Annotated in this window: 11 protein-coding genes and 2 pseudogenes; 9 read left to right on the top strand and 4 right to left on the bottom strand. The window is 72.6% G+C overall.

Going from position 1 to position 13,518, the window contains the following annotated elements:
- The first annotated feature begins 19 nt into the window (after positions 1-19).
- Positions 20-331 (top strand): integration host factor, actinobacterial type, encoded by a 312-nt coding sequence (mihF, locus tag ACFP1Z_RS29215; RefSeq protein WP_390320708.1) that lies wholly within the window; start codon positions 20-22, stop codon positions 329-331.
- 69 nt (positions 332-400) lie between these two features.
- Here the strand turns inward: mihF and ACFP1Z_RS29210 are convergent, their stop codons facing one another.
- Positions 401-832, bottom strand: coding sequence for a nuclear transport factor 2 family protein (locus ACFP1Z_RS29210; RefSeq protein WP_390320707.1), 432 nt, complete (start codon positions 830-832; stop codon positions 401-403).
- Between the two features lie 238 nt (positions 833-1,070).
- On the opposite strand from ACFP1Z_RS29210, the gene ACFP1Z_RS29205 reads away from it, so the two are divergent.
- From ACFP1Z_RS29205 to ACFP1Z_RS29185, 5 genes and pseudogenes are all read left to right on the top strand, one after another.
- On the top strand, positions 1,071-2,144 hold the full coding sequence (locus ACFP1Z_RS29205; RefSeq protein WP_390320706.1) for a mechanosensitive ion channel family protein: 1,074 nt from the start codon (positions 1,071-1,073) through the stop codon (positions 2,142-2,144).
- A 162-nt stretch (positions 2,145-2,306) separates the two neighbouring features.
- Positions 2,307-2,750: an SCO4402 family protein gene (locus ACFP1Z_RS29200; RefSeq protein WP_390320705.1), complete on the top strand. Its 444-nt coding sequence runs from the start codon at positions 2,307-2,309 to the stop codon at positions 2,748-2,750.
- A gap of 6 nt (positions 2,751-2,756) precedes the next feature.
- A pseudogene (locus ACFP1Z_RS29195) lies at positions 2,757-3,028 on the top strand (GNAT family N-acetyltransferase).
- Between the two features lie 173 nt (positions 3,029-3,201).
- Positions 3,202-5,679: an ATP-dependent Clp protease ATP-binding subunit gene (locus ACFP1Z_RS29190; RefSeq protein WP_390320703.1), complete on the top strand. Its 2,478-nt coding sequence runs from the start codon at positions 3,202-3,204 to the stop codon at positions 5,677-5,679.
- 73 nt (positions 5,680-5,752) lie between these two features.
- Positions 5,753-5,863: pseudogene (locus tag ACFP1Z_RS29185) on the top strand (hypothetical protein); the annotation flags it as partial.
- Positions 5,864-5,918: 55 nt separating this feature from the next.
- Here the strand turns inward: ACFP1Z_RS29185 and ACFP1Z_RS29180 are convergent.
- Positions 5,919-6,818, bottom strand: a complete 900-nt coding sequence (locus ACFP1Z_RS29180) for a LysR substrate-binding domain-containing protein (RefSeq protein ID WP_390320702.1) — start codon at positions 6,816-6,818, stop codon at positions 5,919-5,921.
- Between the two features lie 138 nt (positions 6,819-6,956).
- Between ACFP1Z_RS29180 and ACFP1Z_RS29175 the strand changes: the two genes are divergently transcribed.
- The 3 genes from ACFP1Z_RS29175 to ACFP1Z_RS29165 are packed head-to-tail and all read left to right on the top strand — an operon-like array spanning position 6,957 to position 10,185.
- Positions 6,957-7,694, top strand: coding sequence for an acetoacetate decarboxylase (locus ACFP1Z_RS29175; RefSeq protein WP_390320700.1), 738 nt, complete (start codon positions 6,957-6,959; stop codon positions 7,692-7,694).
- Positions 7,695-7,717: 23 nt separating this feature from the next.
- Positions 7,718-8,683 carry a 3-hydroxyacyl-CoA dehydrogenase family protein gene (locus tag ACFP1Z_RS29170; protein ID WP_390320698.1) on the top strand — a complete coding sequence of 322 codons (966 nt, stop codon included), beginning with the start codon at positions 7,718-7,720 and terminating at the stop codon, positions 8,681-8,683.
- On the top strand, positions 8,680-10,185 hold the full coding sequence (locus ACFP1Z_RS29165) for a CoA transferase (protein WP_390320696.1): 1,506 nt from the start codon (positions 8,680-8,682) through the stop codon (positions 10,183-10,185). The genes ACFP1Z_RS29170 and ACFP1Z_RS29165 overlap by 4 nt, the downstream gene beginning before the upstream one ends.
- A 7-nt stretch (positions 10,186-10,192) precedes the next feature.
- On the opposite strand, the gene ACFP1Z_RS29160 is transcribed toward ACFP1Z_RS29165, so the two are convergent.
- Both ACFP1Z_RS29160 and ACFP1Z_RS29155 read right to left on the bottom strand, forming a co-directional pair.
- Positions 10,193-11,620, bottom strand: a complete 1,428-nt coding sequence (locus tag ACFP1Z_RS29160; protein ID WP_390320695.1) for a hypothetical protein — start codon at positions 11,618-11,620, stop codon at positions 10,193-10,195.
- Between the two features lie 24 nt (positions 11,621-11,644).
- A complete protein-coding gene (locus ACFP1Z_RS29155; RefSeq protein WP_390320693.1) occupies positions 11,645-13,480 on the bottom strand; it encodes a hypothetical protein in 1,836 nt (611 codons plus the stop codon).
- Between the last annotated feature and the right edge of the window lie 38 nt (positions 13,481-13,518).

Here is a 13,518-nt window from a genome sequence, read left to right as displayed (position 1 = left end):
GAACACCCGTGAGGAAGCCATGCCTCTGCCCTCCATGACCCCCGAGCAGCGCACCGCCGCGCTGAAGAAGGCCGCGGAGGCCCGCCAGGCCCGTACGGCCCTGCTGAACTCCGTCCGCGCCGGGAAGACCAAGCTCTCGGAGGTCCTGACCAAGGCCAAGACCGACCCGGTCGCGGCCAAGACGAAGGTCAGTCAACTGCTGCGCGCCATCCCGGGCCTGGGCCCGGCCAAGGTCTCGGCCCTGATGGAACAGGTCGGCATCGACCCCGACCGGCGCGTGGGCGGCCTGGGGGACCGCCAACGCCAGGAACTCGTCAACGCGGTGGCCTGAACTCCCGCCCGAGGGCGGGCCGGCCGGGAACCCGGCAACGGCCGGGGAGCCGTTCGGGGCGCTCGCGGGTCAGCGCAGCCGGTCGCCCCACCCGCCCTGGATCATGGTCTGGAAGGCCCAGGAACCGCCCCGCCTGACGAGGACGTCCGCGTAGCGCAGGCGCTGCGTGTGCTCCCCGGCCGTCATGACCGAGTCGGTGAAGACCACGGCGATCGCGGGGCCGAGGAAGACCGGTGTGCGGGTGGACTCGAAGGTGATGTCCTCCGGCCCGCCGCCCATGACCCGGGTCATGGTGTCGACGAACCGCCGCCGGTCCCACTGGGCGCTCGCGCCCTGCCCCGTGGCGTCGTCGCTCACCAGGTTGAGCGGAAAGACCGCGAGGTCGGCCATGCGCTCGATGTCGCGCCGGCCCGCCGCGGCGTCGTACTCGGCGAACCACTCCTCGATGCTTGCCAGTTCCTCGGCTGTGGGGGTGTAGGCGGTGTCGGGCAGGACGGTCACGGTGTCTCCTCGTACGGCGCGGCGCGCGGCTGTCTAGTCAAATTTATCTACGTGTGGGGCTCGCCGCACAACACGGCGTCGGCGTAGTGCAGGATGACTGATCGCGCCGGACGCCTCCATGGCCCGGCGCGCATTCGTGTCCTTTGAGAACAAGTAGGTACAGAGTGGAGAATCGTTGTCTCCGGCCGTCGGCGGCGCGCACCGCCGCCATCCCGCTCCCCACGGGGAAGGGACGCCGGTGAACCGGGACTTGACCCTGCACGACGTCGTCGTCGCCGGTATCGCCGTGGCCGCCGGACTGGCCGCGGCGCTCGTCCTGCGCGTGCTGCTGCGCCGGCTCGGGGAGCGGGCCCGCAGGACCAGGTGGAGCGGCGACGACATCATCGTCGACGTGCTGCGCACGCTCGCCCCGTGGGGCGCGGTCGCCGCCGGCGTGGCGGCCGCAGCCGCGGCCCTGCCGCTGACCCGTACGGCCGGGCAGGCCGTCAACCAGGTCGTGACCGTCCTCATGATCCTCGTCGCCACGCTCACCGCGGCCCGGGTCATCGGCACCCTGGTGCGGACCGTGGCGCAGTCGCGCTCCGGAGTGGCCGGATCGGCCACGATCTTCGTCAACATCACCCGCATCGCGGTCCTCGCGATGGGCTTCCTCATCGTCCTGCAGACCCTGGGCATATCCATCGCCCCGCTGCTCACCGCCCTCGGCGTGGGCGGACTGGCGATCGCCCTGGCCCTGAAGGACACGCTCGCCAACCTCTTCGCCGGGGTGCACATCCTCGTCTCGAAGACCGTCCAGCCCGGCGACTACATACGCCTCAGCAGCGGTGAGGAGGGCTACGTCGTCGACATCAACTGGCGCAACACGGTCGTCGAGCAGCTGTCCAACAACTTGGTCATCATCCCGAACGCCAAGCTCGCCGGCACGAACATGATCAACTTCACGCAGCCCGAGCAGAAGCTGTCCGTCACGGTACAGGTGGGCGTCGGCTACGACAGCGACCTGGAACGCGTCGAGCGCATCACCCTCGACGTCGCCGCGAGCGTGATGAAGGACGTCACCGGCGCCGTCCCCGACCACGAACCCGCGGTGCGATTCCACACGTTCGGCGATTCCCGCATCGGCTTCACCGTGATCCTCGGCGTCGGCGAGTTCAGCGACAAGTACCGCGTCAAGCACGAGTTCATCAAACGCCTGCACCAGCGCTACCGCGCCGAGGACATCCGCATCCCCGCCCCCGAACGCACGGTCTCCCTCCTCCCGGCCGGCCAGGGACTCCTGCCACAGCCCCGCGCGTCCGCCGACCACCTGTAGCCGGCACGAACGTCCGCGCCGGGCGCCCCGCGATACGCGGTCCGGGGCGCGGGTGTGCAGGCCGTGCCCCGTCACCCTCACCCCGGCCCGGGCCCCGGTCGACGGCACGGCCCACGTTTCCCCGGGACACTGTCCACGGATCGCGGGGACTACCCTCGGCCCATGATCGATCACGGGATTGCGCTGCCCTATTACCGTCTCCATGTCGTGCCTGCCGTCGTGGCGTTGGCCAGCCCGACCTGGCAACGGGAGGTGTGGCTCGACCCGGATCGGTTCGAGAATCTCGACTACACGGTGCACGTGCTGTTCGACGACTTCTGTGATGCGGACAATCCGTCTCGCTGGCTGGGGCAGAGCCTTCGCACTGATGAGGAAGTCGAGCTGATGGCACGTCTCGGCGCTGCCTACGGCGCAGTACAGGACTCCGTCGGCGCTGATGCCGCTGACGACGTCTACCTGGACTCGCCGGGCTGGTATGCCGTCATCGCCGCGGCAGCCCGGCTGGCACAGGTCATGGTGGCCAACGACCACACGGCGCTGAGCAAGTTGCACGATGCCGGCCATCGATGGCCGCTCGAAGCCGGTGGCCCGTCGCGCACCCTGTAGCGCCGTCTGCGCACCGATGCGGGTCTCTCGGACAAAGCCCCCGAGGCGGTCGCGCTCGCCCTGCCCAACACCCCGCACACCAGGGGCGTGGCCTCGGCAGGCGCATCATGGCCGCACTCACCGAGGAGTTGGAACGCCGCGCGCCCGCCACCGCCTACGTCTCACTGATCGCGGACGGCCCCGCGCGCTTCCTCTACGAGAAGTTCGGCTTCGCGGACACCGCCACGCACGACTCGATCGGCATGTACCGCCTGATGGGCGGGAGTCGGAGGCCCTGAGCCGGTGTCGCGCACGGTCGGGGGCTGGGGGCGGTGGACGGGGGCAGGGGCTGGTGTGCCGCGGAGCCCGGCGGCGGCCGCGGCCGAGGTGCGTACCTAGCTTCCCGGCCGCATGGTGGAAGCAGGAGCGTACGGGCCCCACGGCGCGCGGACCCGCCGGATCGGTGATCACTGTGACGACCTCGCCTTTCGGGAGCGGCGACCCCTTCGCCGAGCTGTTCAACCGCTTCTTCGGCATGAGCCCGGGGGCCTCTCCGCCCGCCGTGCAGCGCGTGCCCATCGGGCGGCTGCTCAGCGACTCCTCGCACGAACTGCTGGCGGCCGCCGGGGCCCGGGCCGCCGAGGACGGGGCCGATCTGGACACCGCGCACCTGCTGTGGGCGGCCACACAGGTGCCCTCGGCGCGCGGACTGCTGGAACAGGCGGGCGTCGACCCCGACGAGCTGGCCGAGGAACTGCGCGGCTCGCTTCCCACGGGAGGCGGCCACGGCGAGCCGGCCCTGACACCGGGCGCCAAGCGCGCCCTGCTGGCCGCCCACGCGCGCTCACAGGAGACCGGGGCCTCGTACATCGGCCCCGAGCACATCCTCGCCGCGCTGCTCCAGGACCCGGCCTCGGCGGCCGCGCGGCTCCTGGGGTCCGAAGGGGCCGACCTGCGCGCGCTGCGCGAGGGCCCGGCAGGCGGCCGCAGACCCGCCGGCCCGCCGAGCAGCACACCGACGCTCGACGAGTACGGGAGGGACCTCACCGAGGAAGCCCGCGCCGGACACCTCGACCCGGTGGTCGGCCGGGCCGACGAGATCGAGCAGACCGTGGAGATCCTCTCCCGGCGGTCGAAGAACAACCCGGTGCTGCTGGGCGATCCGGGCGTCGGCAAGACCGCCATCGTGGAGGGCCTGGCCCAGCGGATCGTCGCCGGCGACGTCCCCAAGGCGCTGCGGGAGCGGCGCGTGGTCGCCCTGGACCTGGCCGGTCTCGTGGCGGGCTCGAAGTACCGCGGGGAGTTCGAGGAACGCCTGAAGAAGGTCATCGACGAGGTCACCGCGGCCCGCAAGGGCGTCATCCTGTTCATCGACGAGCTGCACACCGTCGTCGGCGCCGGAGGCGGCTCGGAGGGCGCCATGGACGCCGGCAACATCCTCAAGCCCGCGCTCGCCCGCGGTGACCTCAGCGTCGTGGGCGCCACCACGATCGACGAGTACCGCAAGAACGTCGAGAAGGACGCCGCGCTGGAGCGGCGCTTCCAGCCGGTGATGGTGCGCGAACCCACCGTGGACGAGACGGTCGAGATCCTGCGCGGGCTGCGTGACTCCTACGAGGCCCACCACGGAGTGCGCTTCACCGACGAGGCCGTGGACGCCGCCGCCGCGCTCTCCGACCGCTACATCACCGACCGGTTCCTGCCCGACAAGGCCATCGATCTCCTCGACCAGGCGGGAGCCCGCGTCGCCCTGCGCGGCGGCGACGGCGCCTCCAAGGCCGACGCGCTGCGGGAGGAACTCACCAGGCTGGAACGGGAGAAGGACGAAGCCGTCGCCACCGAGGACTACGAGCGTGCGGCGGACCTCAAACGGCGCGTGAAGGACACCGGGGACGAACTCGCCCGGCTCGACGGCGAACAGGCCCCCACCGCCGACGTCACCGCCGACGACATCGCCGAAGTGCTGTCCCGGCGCACCGGCATCCCCGTCTCGCAGCTGACGGCCACCGAACGCGAACGCCTGCTGAAACTGGAGGAGACGCTGCACCAGCGCGTCATCGGCCAGGACGAGGCGGTCACCGCCGTGGCCCGGGCCGTACGCCGGGGCCGCGCCGGCATGGGCGATCCCGGCCGGCCCACCGGGAGCTTCCTCTTCCTCGGCCCCACCGGCGTCGGCAAGACCGAACTCGCCAAGGCCCTCGCGGAGATCCTCTTCGGCGAGGAGGACCGCATGGTCCGCTTCGACATGAGCGAGTTCCAGGAACGGCACACCGTCTCCCGGCTCGTCGGCTCCCCGCCCGGATACGTGGGCTACGAGGAAGCCGGCCAGCTCACCGAGGCGGTGCGCCGCAAACCGTACAGCGTCCTGCTCTTCGACGAGGTCGAAAAAGCCCACCCCGACGTCTTCAACCTGCTGCTCCAGGTCCTCGACGACGGCCGGCTGACCGACGCCAAGGGACGGACCGTCGACTTCCGCAACACCGTCGTCATCATGACCAGCAACATCGGCTCCCAGCAGATCCTGGCCCACCACGGCGCGGTGGACGAGATCCGCGACGAGCTGATGGCCGAACTGCGCAGGCACTTCCGCCCCGAATTCCTCAACCGCATCGACGAGGTGGTCGTCTTCCACGCCCTCGGCCGTGCCGACCTGGTCCGTATCGTCGACCTGCTCCTGGAGGCCAGCCGCCGGCGCCTGCACGCACAGCAGGTCGGTCTCACGGTCACCGACACCGCCAAGGAGTGGCTGGCCAATCAGGGCTACCAGCCCGAGTTCGGGGCCCGCCCGCTGCGGCGGACGATCCAGACCGAACTCGACAACAGACTCTCCACGATGCTCCTCGACGGCACCCTGAGCCCCGGCGACACCGTCGCCTGCGACGTCAAGGACGGACAGCTGACCTGCTCCCTGGCGCAGCACGACGCGCCGGAGACCGAAACCCGGGAGTGAGCACACAGCGGTACCGGGGGTGGGGCGTTCCCCGGCGCCCTCGTCGCCGCAGCTCCCCAACCGCCCCGCGCACATGCGCGACCGGCTCGGCAAGCGCTGCGTGAGCGTCGGACTCACCTTCGGCCAGGGCTCGTTCAACGCCACGGGACCCGGCGGCCGGGTGCACCCGCACACCCTCGGCCCGGCCGGGCCCGGCAGCGACGAGCACGCGCTGGACCGGGTCTCCCGGCGCGACCACGTCACGCGTCGGCGGTGTGGCGCAGGCAGAGGTCGAGGAGCCGGAGCACGGCCGTGTCCGCCTCCGGGCGGTGCACGGCGGCGACCGTGGTCTCCAGGTAGGGGGAGGCCCCTCGCACGGGCACGAAGACGATGCCGGGGACGGGGAACGCGCGCAGGTCCTCCGGCAGCAGGCTCACGCACAGCCCGGCGGCGACATAGCTGAGCAGACCGGTCAGGTCGTCGGCGCGGGCCCGGCAGCGGGGGGCGAACCCGGCGGCCTGGCAGGCCAGTTGGGCCTGTTCGGCCAGGCCCGGCAGGGCCTTCGCGCCGGGCAGCACGAAGTCGTCCTCGCGCAGGTCCGCCAGGTCGACCGCCTCCGCCCCGGCCAGCCGGTGCCCTCGCGGCAGGGCGGCTCCGATGCGTTCGACGGTGAAGGTGTGCACCACCAGGTCGTCGGAGACGGCGGAAGGGTCCCGGAGGAACGCGAGATCCAGGGTGCCGGCCCGGATCATCTCGGCGAGCCCGGCGGTGGAGTCCTGGTGCAGATGGATCCGCAGACCGGGCAGCTCCTCGGCGGCGGCCTTCAGCAGCCTGGGCAGATCGCGGTGGCTGAGGATGCTCACATACCCGACCCGCAGATCCCCCTCCAGCCCCTTGGCGACGCGCCGGACGCGCTCCACGGCCGCGGACTGGGCGTCCAGCAGCCGCCGCGCCTCGACGGCGAAGGCCGCGCCCGCGGGGGTCAGCCGCACCCCGCGCGGCCCGCGCTCCAGGAGTGTCACGCCCAGGCCGCGCTCCAGCCGCTGGATCGCCTGGCTGAGCGGGGGCTGGCGCATCGCGAGGCGCTCCGCGGCCCGGCCGAAGTGCTTCTCCTCGGCCAGGACCAGGAACTGCTGGAGCAGACGTCTCGGAAAGTCCATATCGACGAGGATATCGAATCGGCTAGATCCATATATTGGACAGTAAAGGTCGTCGAGGAGTCCCATGGGTCCCACGGGCGCCGCGCGGAACCCTCCGCAGCTCCGCCCCTCCCGTGACACCCGAGGAGGCCCTCACCGATGCACGCGCACGACGTCGCGCAGTTGTTCACCACCCCGCTGGACGCGCCCGCCTTCGCCCCCACCCGGTACCGCTTCACCGACCGCGAGTACCTGAACATCACCTACCGCACCGACCCCGAGGCCCTGCGCCGCCTCGTCCCCGAGCCGCTGTCCGTCCCCGAGCCGCTGGTGCGGTTCGAGATCATGCGGATGCCCGATGTGAGCGGACTGGGCGACTACACCGAGGCCGGCCAGGTCATCCCCGTCGCATACGAGGGCGAGCACGGTGAGTTCAACCTCGCGATGTACCTCGACAGCGTCCCGGCGATCTCCAGCGGCCGGGAGCTCAGCGCGTACCCGAAGAAGGCCGGCTCGCCCCGGCTGTACGTCGACTCCGACACCCTGGTCGGCACCCTCGACTACGGATCGCTGCGCGTGGCCACCGCCACCATGGGCTACAAGCACCACCCGATGGACCCGGCCGAGGCCCGCGCGGAGATCTGCGTGCCCACGTTCATGGTCAAGGCGGTGCCCGGCTACGACGGCCGGCCGCGCATCTGCGAACTGGTCCGCACCCGGATCACCGACATCACCGTCAAGAGCGCCTTCCGCGGCCCGGCCCGGCTGGAGCTGTTCGCCCACGCGCTGGCCCCGCTCGCGGACCTGCCCGTCCGCGAGGTCGTCGCCGCGAGCCACATCCTCACCGACCTCACCCTCAGCCCCGCCGAGGTCGTGCACGACTACCTCGCCCACTGAGCGGCCCGGAAAGGACACACGCCATGAACGCATCCACCGCGTACCGCCGCGCCGCCGTCATCGGCGGCGGCGTGATCGGGATCTCCTGGACGGGGCTGTTCCTCGCCCACGGCCTGGACGTCGTCGTCAGCGACCCGCGCCCCGACGCCGAGGAGCAGGTCCGGGCCGGGCTGGAGGAGATCACCCCCGCTCTCGCGGAACTCGGCCTGCCCACCGCGGACCTGACCGCCCGGCTCCGCTTCGAGCCCGACCTGGCCGAGGCCGTCGCCGACGCCGACGTCGTGCAGGAGAACGGGCCCGAACGGCTGGAGGCCAAGCGGGAGATCTGGCGGACCGTCGAACAGGCCGCCCCGGACCACGCGCTGCTGGCCACCTCGACGTCGGGCATCCCCGCCACCGCGATCGCCGAGGCCCTGCGGGCCCCCGAACGCCTCGTCGTCGGGCACCCCTTCAACCCGCCGCACCTGGTACCGCTGGTGGAGATCGTCCCCGGGGAGAAGACCTCCGCGCGGACCCTCGCGCAGGCCGGCGACTTCTACACGGCCCTCGGCAAGAAGCCGCAGATCCTGCGCAAGGAGGTCCCCGGCTTCGTCGCCAACCGCCTGCAGTCCGCGCTCTTCCGCGAATGCGTGCACCTGGTCGCCGAAGGCGTGGTCACCGAGGCCGAACTCGACGCGATCGTCACCGACTCCATCGGACTGCGCTGGGCCGTCGCCGGCCCCTTCCGCACCTTCCACCTCGGCGGCGGCCCCGGCGGACTGCCGCACTTCCTGCGGCACCTCGGCCCCGCCATGGAGGCCTCCTGGACCGGCCTGGGCACCCCCTCCCTCGACGAGGCCACCGTCGCCCTCCTCACCGCGCAGGCGCGGGAGGCGTTCGCCGAAGAGCCCGTCCCCGAACTCGCCGCCCGCCGCGACCGCGCGCAGATCGCCCTGATGCGCGCCCTCGCCGCATCCTCCCCCGAACCGGCAGACAAGGCAGCAGCATGAGCCCCACCGACAGCACGACCCTCACCGACAGGATCGAAGCGGCGCTCGACCACCCGGTCACCGACGAGAGCGCGGACGACTTCGACATCCACGCCGCGCTCGACGACGTCCTCGGCGGCGTCGGCCTGAGCGCACAGGACGCCGGAGGCACCGTCACCTTCACCGGCGCCGACCCCGTCGTCCCCTCCGCCCTGCGCCTGGCCGCCGCCCCCGCCCTCGGCCTGACCGCCAAGTCCGTCGCCCTGGCCCGGCTGTGGCAGCACCGCGGCGGCCCCGGCCAGGACGTCACCATGGACCTGCGCAAGGCCCCGCACCGGCTGTGCCCCTTCTACGACGCGAAGTGGGAGAAGCTGGGCGGCTACCCCCTCGTCGCCCCCGACGACCCCTTCGCTCTCTCCTTCTACCGCGCGGGCGACGGGCGCTGGGTGATGCCCCTCAACGTCTACCCCGCGCTGAAGTCCCGCGCCCTGAAGCTGCTGGGCACCCCCGACGACGCCCAGGCGATAGCCAACGCCATCGCCCGCTGGTCCGGCGCGGAGCTCGAACAGGCCGGAGCCGACGCCGGAATCGTCATGCCGATGCTGCGCGGCACCAGGGAGTTCCTCGCCACCCGCCAGTACCGCGACGTCCTCGCCGGCCTGCCCCTGATCGAGGTCGAGAAGATCGGCGACAGCGACCCCGAACCGCTGCCGCCCGGCGCCCTCCAGCCGCTGGACGGCGTCCGCGCCCTGGGCCTGGGCCACGTCATCGCCGGCGCCGCCATCGGCCGCACCATGGCCCAGCACGGCGCCGACGCCCTCAACATCTGGCGGCCCGGCCAGTTCGAGAACGACATCCTCTACCACACCGCCCAGGTCGGCGTCCGTTCCACCACCCTCGACCACGGCCGCGACCCGCAGGCCGACGCCGTCCTGCGCGAACTGCTGCGCGGCGCCGACGTCTTCTACGCCAACCACCGCCCCGGATACCTCGAACGCAGGGGACTGACCGCGCAGGAAGCCGCCGCGATCCGGCCCGGCATCATCCACACCACCGTCAGCCTGCACGGACAGCACGGACCCTGGGCGCACCGCGTCGGCTTCGACCAGACCGCCGGCTGCGTGACCGGCATGATGAACCTGGAGGGCACCGACGACAACCCGGCCCTGCCCCCGATCAAGGTCGTCAACGACTACCTCGTCCCCTGGCTCGCCACCACCGGCATCATCGCCGCACTGCTGCGCCGCGCCACCGAGGGCGGCAGCTACCGCGTGCACGTCTCCCTGACCCGGGTCGCCCTGTGGATCCTGAGCCTCGGCGTCCTCGACAAGGACTACGCGCGCGAACTCGCCGGAACCGGCGAACAGCACGCCTACCTCGACCCGGACACCTTCACCGCGGACACCCCCTGCGGCCGCTACCAGGGCGTCACGGACCAGGTCGTCATGTCGCGGACGCCCGGCGCCTTCCGCACCGTCCTCGTGCCCCGCGGGTCGGGCCGCCCCGAATGGCTCGGCCGGTAGCGCCGGTTCAGGCCGTACGCGGCGGGCCGCCGCCGAGTCCCAGCCGGTCCTTCCAGACGTGGACGTGCTCGGCGGCGGCGAACCGGCCCGCGTAGGCGGGGGTGTTGAGCACCCGCTCGTAGGAGGCGTAGTCCGCCGCCAGGCCGGAGGCCTTCGCGGCCAGGTCGAGCCCCTGCTTCGTGAACGCCTCGAACTCGTCGTCCGCCACCGCCCCGCCGAAGCACGCGGTGAACAGGGACGGACAGTTGCGCTTCTTCTCCGCCTTGCTGACCGTCTCCGTGAACTCCTGCGCCTGCGCCCGGTGTTCGGCCTGCCGCCGCTTGAACAGCGCGTCGGCACCGTCGCGGCCCAGCTTCGGCAGCATGTCCCGCACCACGCGGATCCGCTGTTCGTCCTCCACCCGCGACAGCAGCTCCTCCAGCCGCTCCGTCGGACGGTACCCGCGGGCGTCGGCGATCCGGGCCCGCAGGAAGTCCGGCAGCTCGGCGGCCAGCTTCTGCTGGACCTCAAGAGCGTGCGGAGCGGTGAACGGCAGCAGATACCGCAGGGCGAAGACGGTGCGCAGACTGTCCTTGCCGGTCAGGAACGGCGCCTCCGCCTCCAGCAGCTTCAGTTTCCCGCGCTCCTGGCCCCGGTGGAACAGCCGCAACGGCATCGCCGCGCGCTTGCGCAGCAGCCGGTCCTGATGCTGGATCAGGAACCCCTCGACGCTGTCGGAGCGCGCCGCGGCGTGCTGGGCCCGGCAGCCCACGGCGGTCTCCCACAGGCGGCGCGAGAGCGCGTCCTCGGCCCCCTCCAGCCGGGCCACCTGCGCGTCGAGCTCCTGCGCCGACAGGCCGGTCAGCGACGCGGCGAAGGCCCGCGCCTCACGGTCGTGCAGCAGGTGCTGGAGCGTCCGGTGCGCTGCGGCGGCCCGGTCCGCCTCCGCCGTCCCGGTGGCGGCCGCCGCTCGCGCCAGCAGGCGTTCCGCCGCGCGGAGCGCCTCGGGGGAGTGGCCGTCCAGGTCCGGGTCCGTCCCGGCCGCCACCGCCCGGCGCGTGGCGGCCGCGACGGCCGCGCCCGTCACGAAGTCCTTCTCGTCGTCGGTCAGCGTCTCCAACTGCGGCAGCGTCGCGGCCATGTGCTCGGCCAGCAGGTCCAGGCGCCGCACGTCGGCCTTGCGCCGGTCCCGGGCGAGCCGGGCGCCGCGCGGCTGCAGCGCGGGCGGCAGATACTCCAGCAGCCCCTTGTCGCCGTCACGGTCCCGGGCCTCGGCACGCCACGCTGCCATACGCTCCCCGGCCGCGTTCCGGTAGGCGTCCACCCCGCCCTGAGCGGCAACCGCCCTGAGCAGCCCGAGCCGTGACGCGTCCGCCGGACCGTCGGCCCGGCGGGCGGGCGGACGCGTCCGTACGGCAGGCGAATTCTTCGGCTGCGGCAACAGCTCGTGCGACATGACCGCCGCTCCTTCCACGAGAGTTCACAACAACGCGTCCAACTGCCGGACCTGTTCTCGTACGGCGCTCCGCTGCGGCCTGGGCACCGCCGCCACCGCGTGCGGCGCGGCGATACGCAGACCGGTGGCGGCCGTACTCAGATACGGCGTCATCTCCAGCACGGCCGGGATCACCACCTTGCGCGTCGCCCACCCGAGCACCTTGCCCGGGGTCCGGGCGCGCCGCTCGCGCATCCAGTCCGGCGGCCGCCCGCCGGCGAGGGCGAGCTCGGTGTCCTGGGCGTCGCGCGCTGCCTGCAGCAGCCGGTCGACCGAGGCGGCGTCGACGGCCTGCGCGTGCGCGTCGTAGCGCACCGGCAGGCGGTTGACGGCTTGGCCGGCGGCCCGCAGCGGCGCCTTGTCCACCGGAGCGGGCTTCTCGGCGGTGAGGTAATACCCGGCCATGCGCCCGGCGTTGGCGAGCCGGTACAGGTTCTTCACCGGATTGACCACGGCGCTCGGCACGGCCCCGCGCGTGACGGTGTTCACGGCCGCCTTGACGGGTGCGAAGAGGTAGTCCAGGTACATCGCGTTCTCCCACCACCGCTCCCAGGAGTCCTTCAGCCCGGAGAACGCGTGCGGTGTGCCGACCTTGCCCTTCACCCACGCCGAGTAGGGGCTGTCGACCAGGTTCTTGTCCGCCACCAGCTCCTTCGGCTCGACCAGCAGGGTGCGCTGCGAGTAGTCCCGCTGACCGGACTGCTCATGGCTCTTGCGCGGCCTGTAGCCGAACTCCCGGGCCACGGCGGCCTCGTTGAGCCGCCACACCGTGTTGCGGGCCACCGCCGCCTCGTCGTACGCCCTCGCCAGGCCGGCGGCCTCCGCGGGAAGCGCGTCCCGGTGCACGCGGGCCGCGCGCGAGGCCGCCGCGAAGGCCGGTACCTGGAGGAAGCCGTCCGCGTGCAGGAAGGAGACACCCGCGGCACCCAGCAGGGCGTGCCGCACGGCTGTCCTGTCGCCCAGGGCGATCGCGGCGCTGCGGGTGGTGGCGTACGTACCGAAGGCGCCCGGGGTCAGCGTGCGGGGCACCGTGACGGGGGAGGAGTCGTAGGCGCCGGCCAGCATGTGGGTGGCGTGGCACAGCAGACTCGCCAGCATCACCACCGGGCTCCACAGGAAGGAGTCCGTGACACCGCCCAGTTGCAGCACGGTCGCGTACGGAAGGCCGATGACGACGCAGCTGCCCCGGCCGTCCCGCGCGGCGTCCGCGTCCCGGGGCACCACGGCCGTCGAGCGCAGGTCACGGCCCGCGTTGACGATCAGTACGCGGATGTCGTCGGCGGGCCGGGGCGGCCCGCCCGCCGGATCGAGCTCCAGGAAGGCACCGTCGTGGCCCCACGGCGGCCGCGCCTCGGCCCCGGCCGCCGGTACGGGCAGCAGCCTGGGCACCGCGGACAGCAGCGCGCTGCCGGTGGGCACCTGCCGCAGCTGGTCCACCAGTTGTCCCGCGTAGCCGGTGAAGGACAGTCCGCCGGCGGGCTTGCGGTCCTTCTCCCGGCCCCGCGCCCTGCGCAGGGCCGCGGCGGCCGGCAGCACGGTCTTCTCCAGGGCCTTGGTCGTCAGCCACGTATCGGGCTTGCCGGTGTGCCGGCGCTGCCAGTACGGCTGCGCGCCCCCGCCCGTCACCGACGCCGACGGCGCCTCGGTGCAGGCGATGCCGGGGGCCAGCATGACCGCGTCGACGTACGCCGGCTCGGGGCTGCCGCTGCCTTGCTGTCTCTCGCCCAGGTACAGGCGCCGTCGGCGTGCACGGTGACGTGCGCGCCCGCCGGCCCGGGGACGCGGATGTTCGGGCGCCGAGGGGTGGTCGATGGCCTTCACGTGTCCTTCGCCGATGCTCGCTGCGGGTGGACACCATG

The sequence above is a fragment of the Streptomyces gamaensis genome, assembly GCF_042656465.1.
GTDB classification, from domain to species: Bacteria; Actinomycetota; Actinomycetes; order Streptomycetales; family Streptomycetaceae; genus Streptomyces; species Streptomyces gamaensis.
This window is presented reverse-complemented; position numbering and strand designations above follow the sequence as displayed.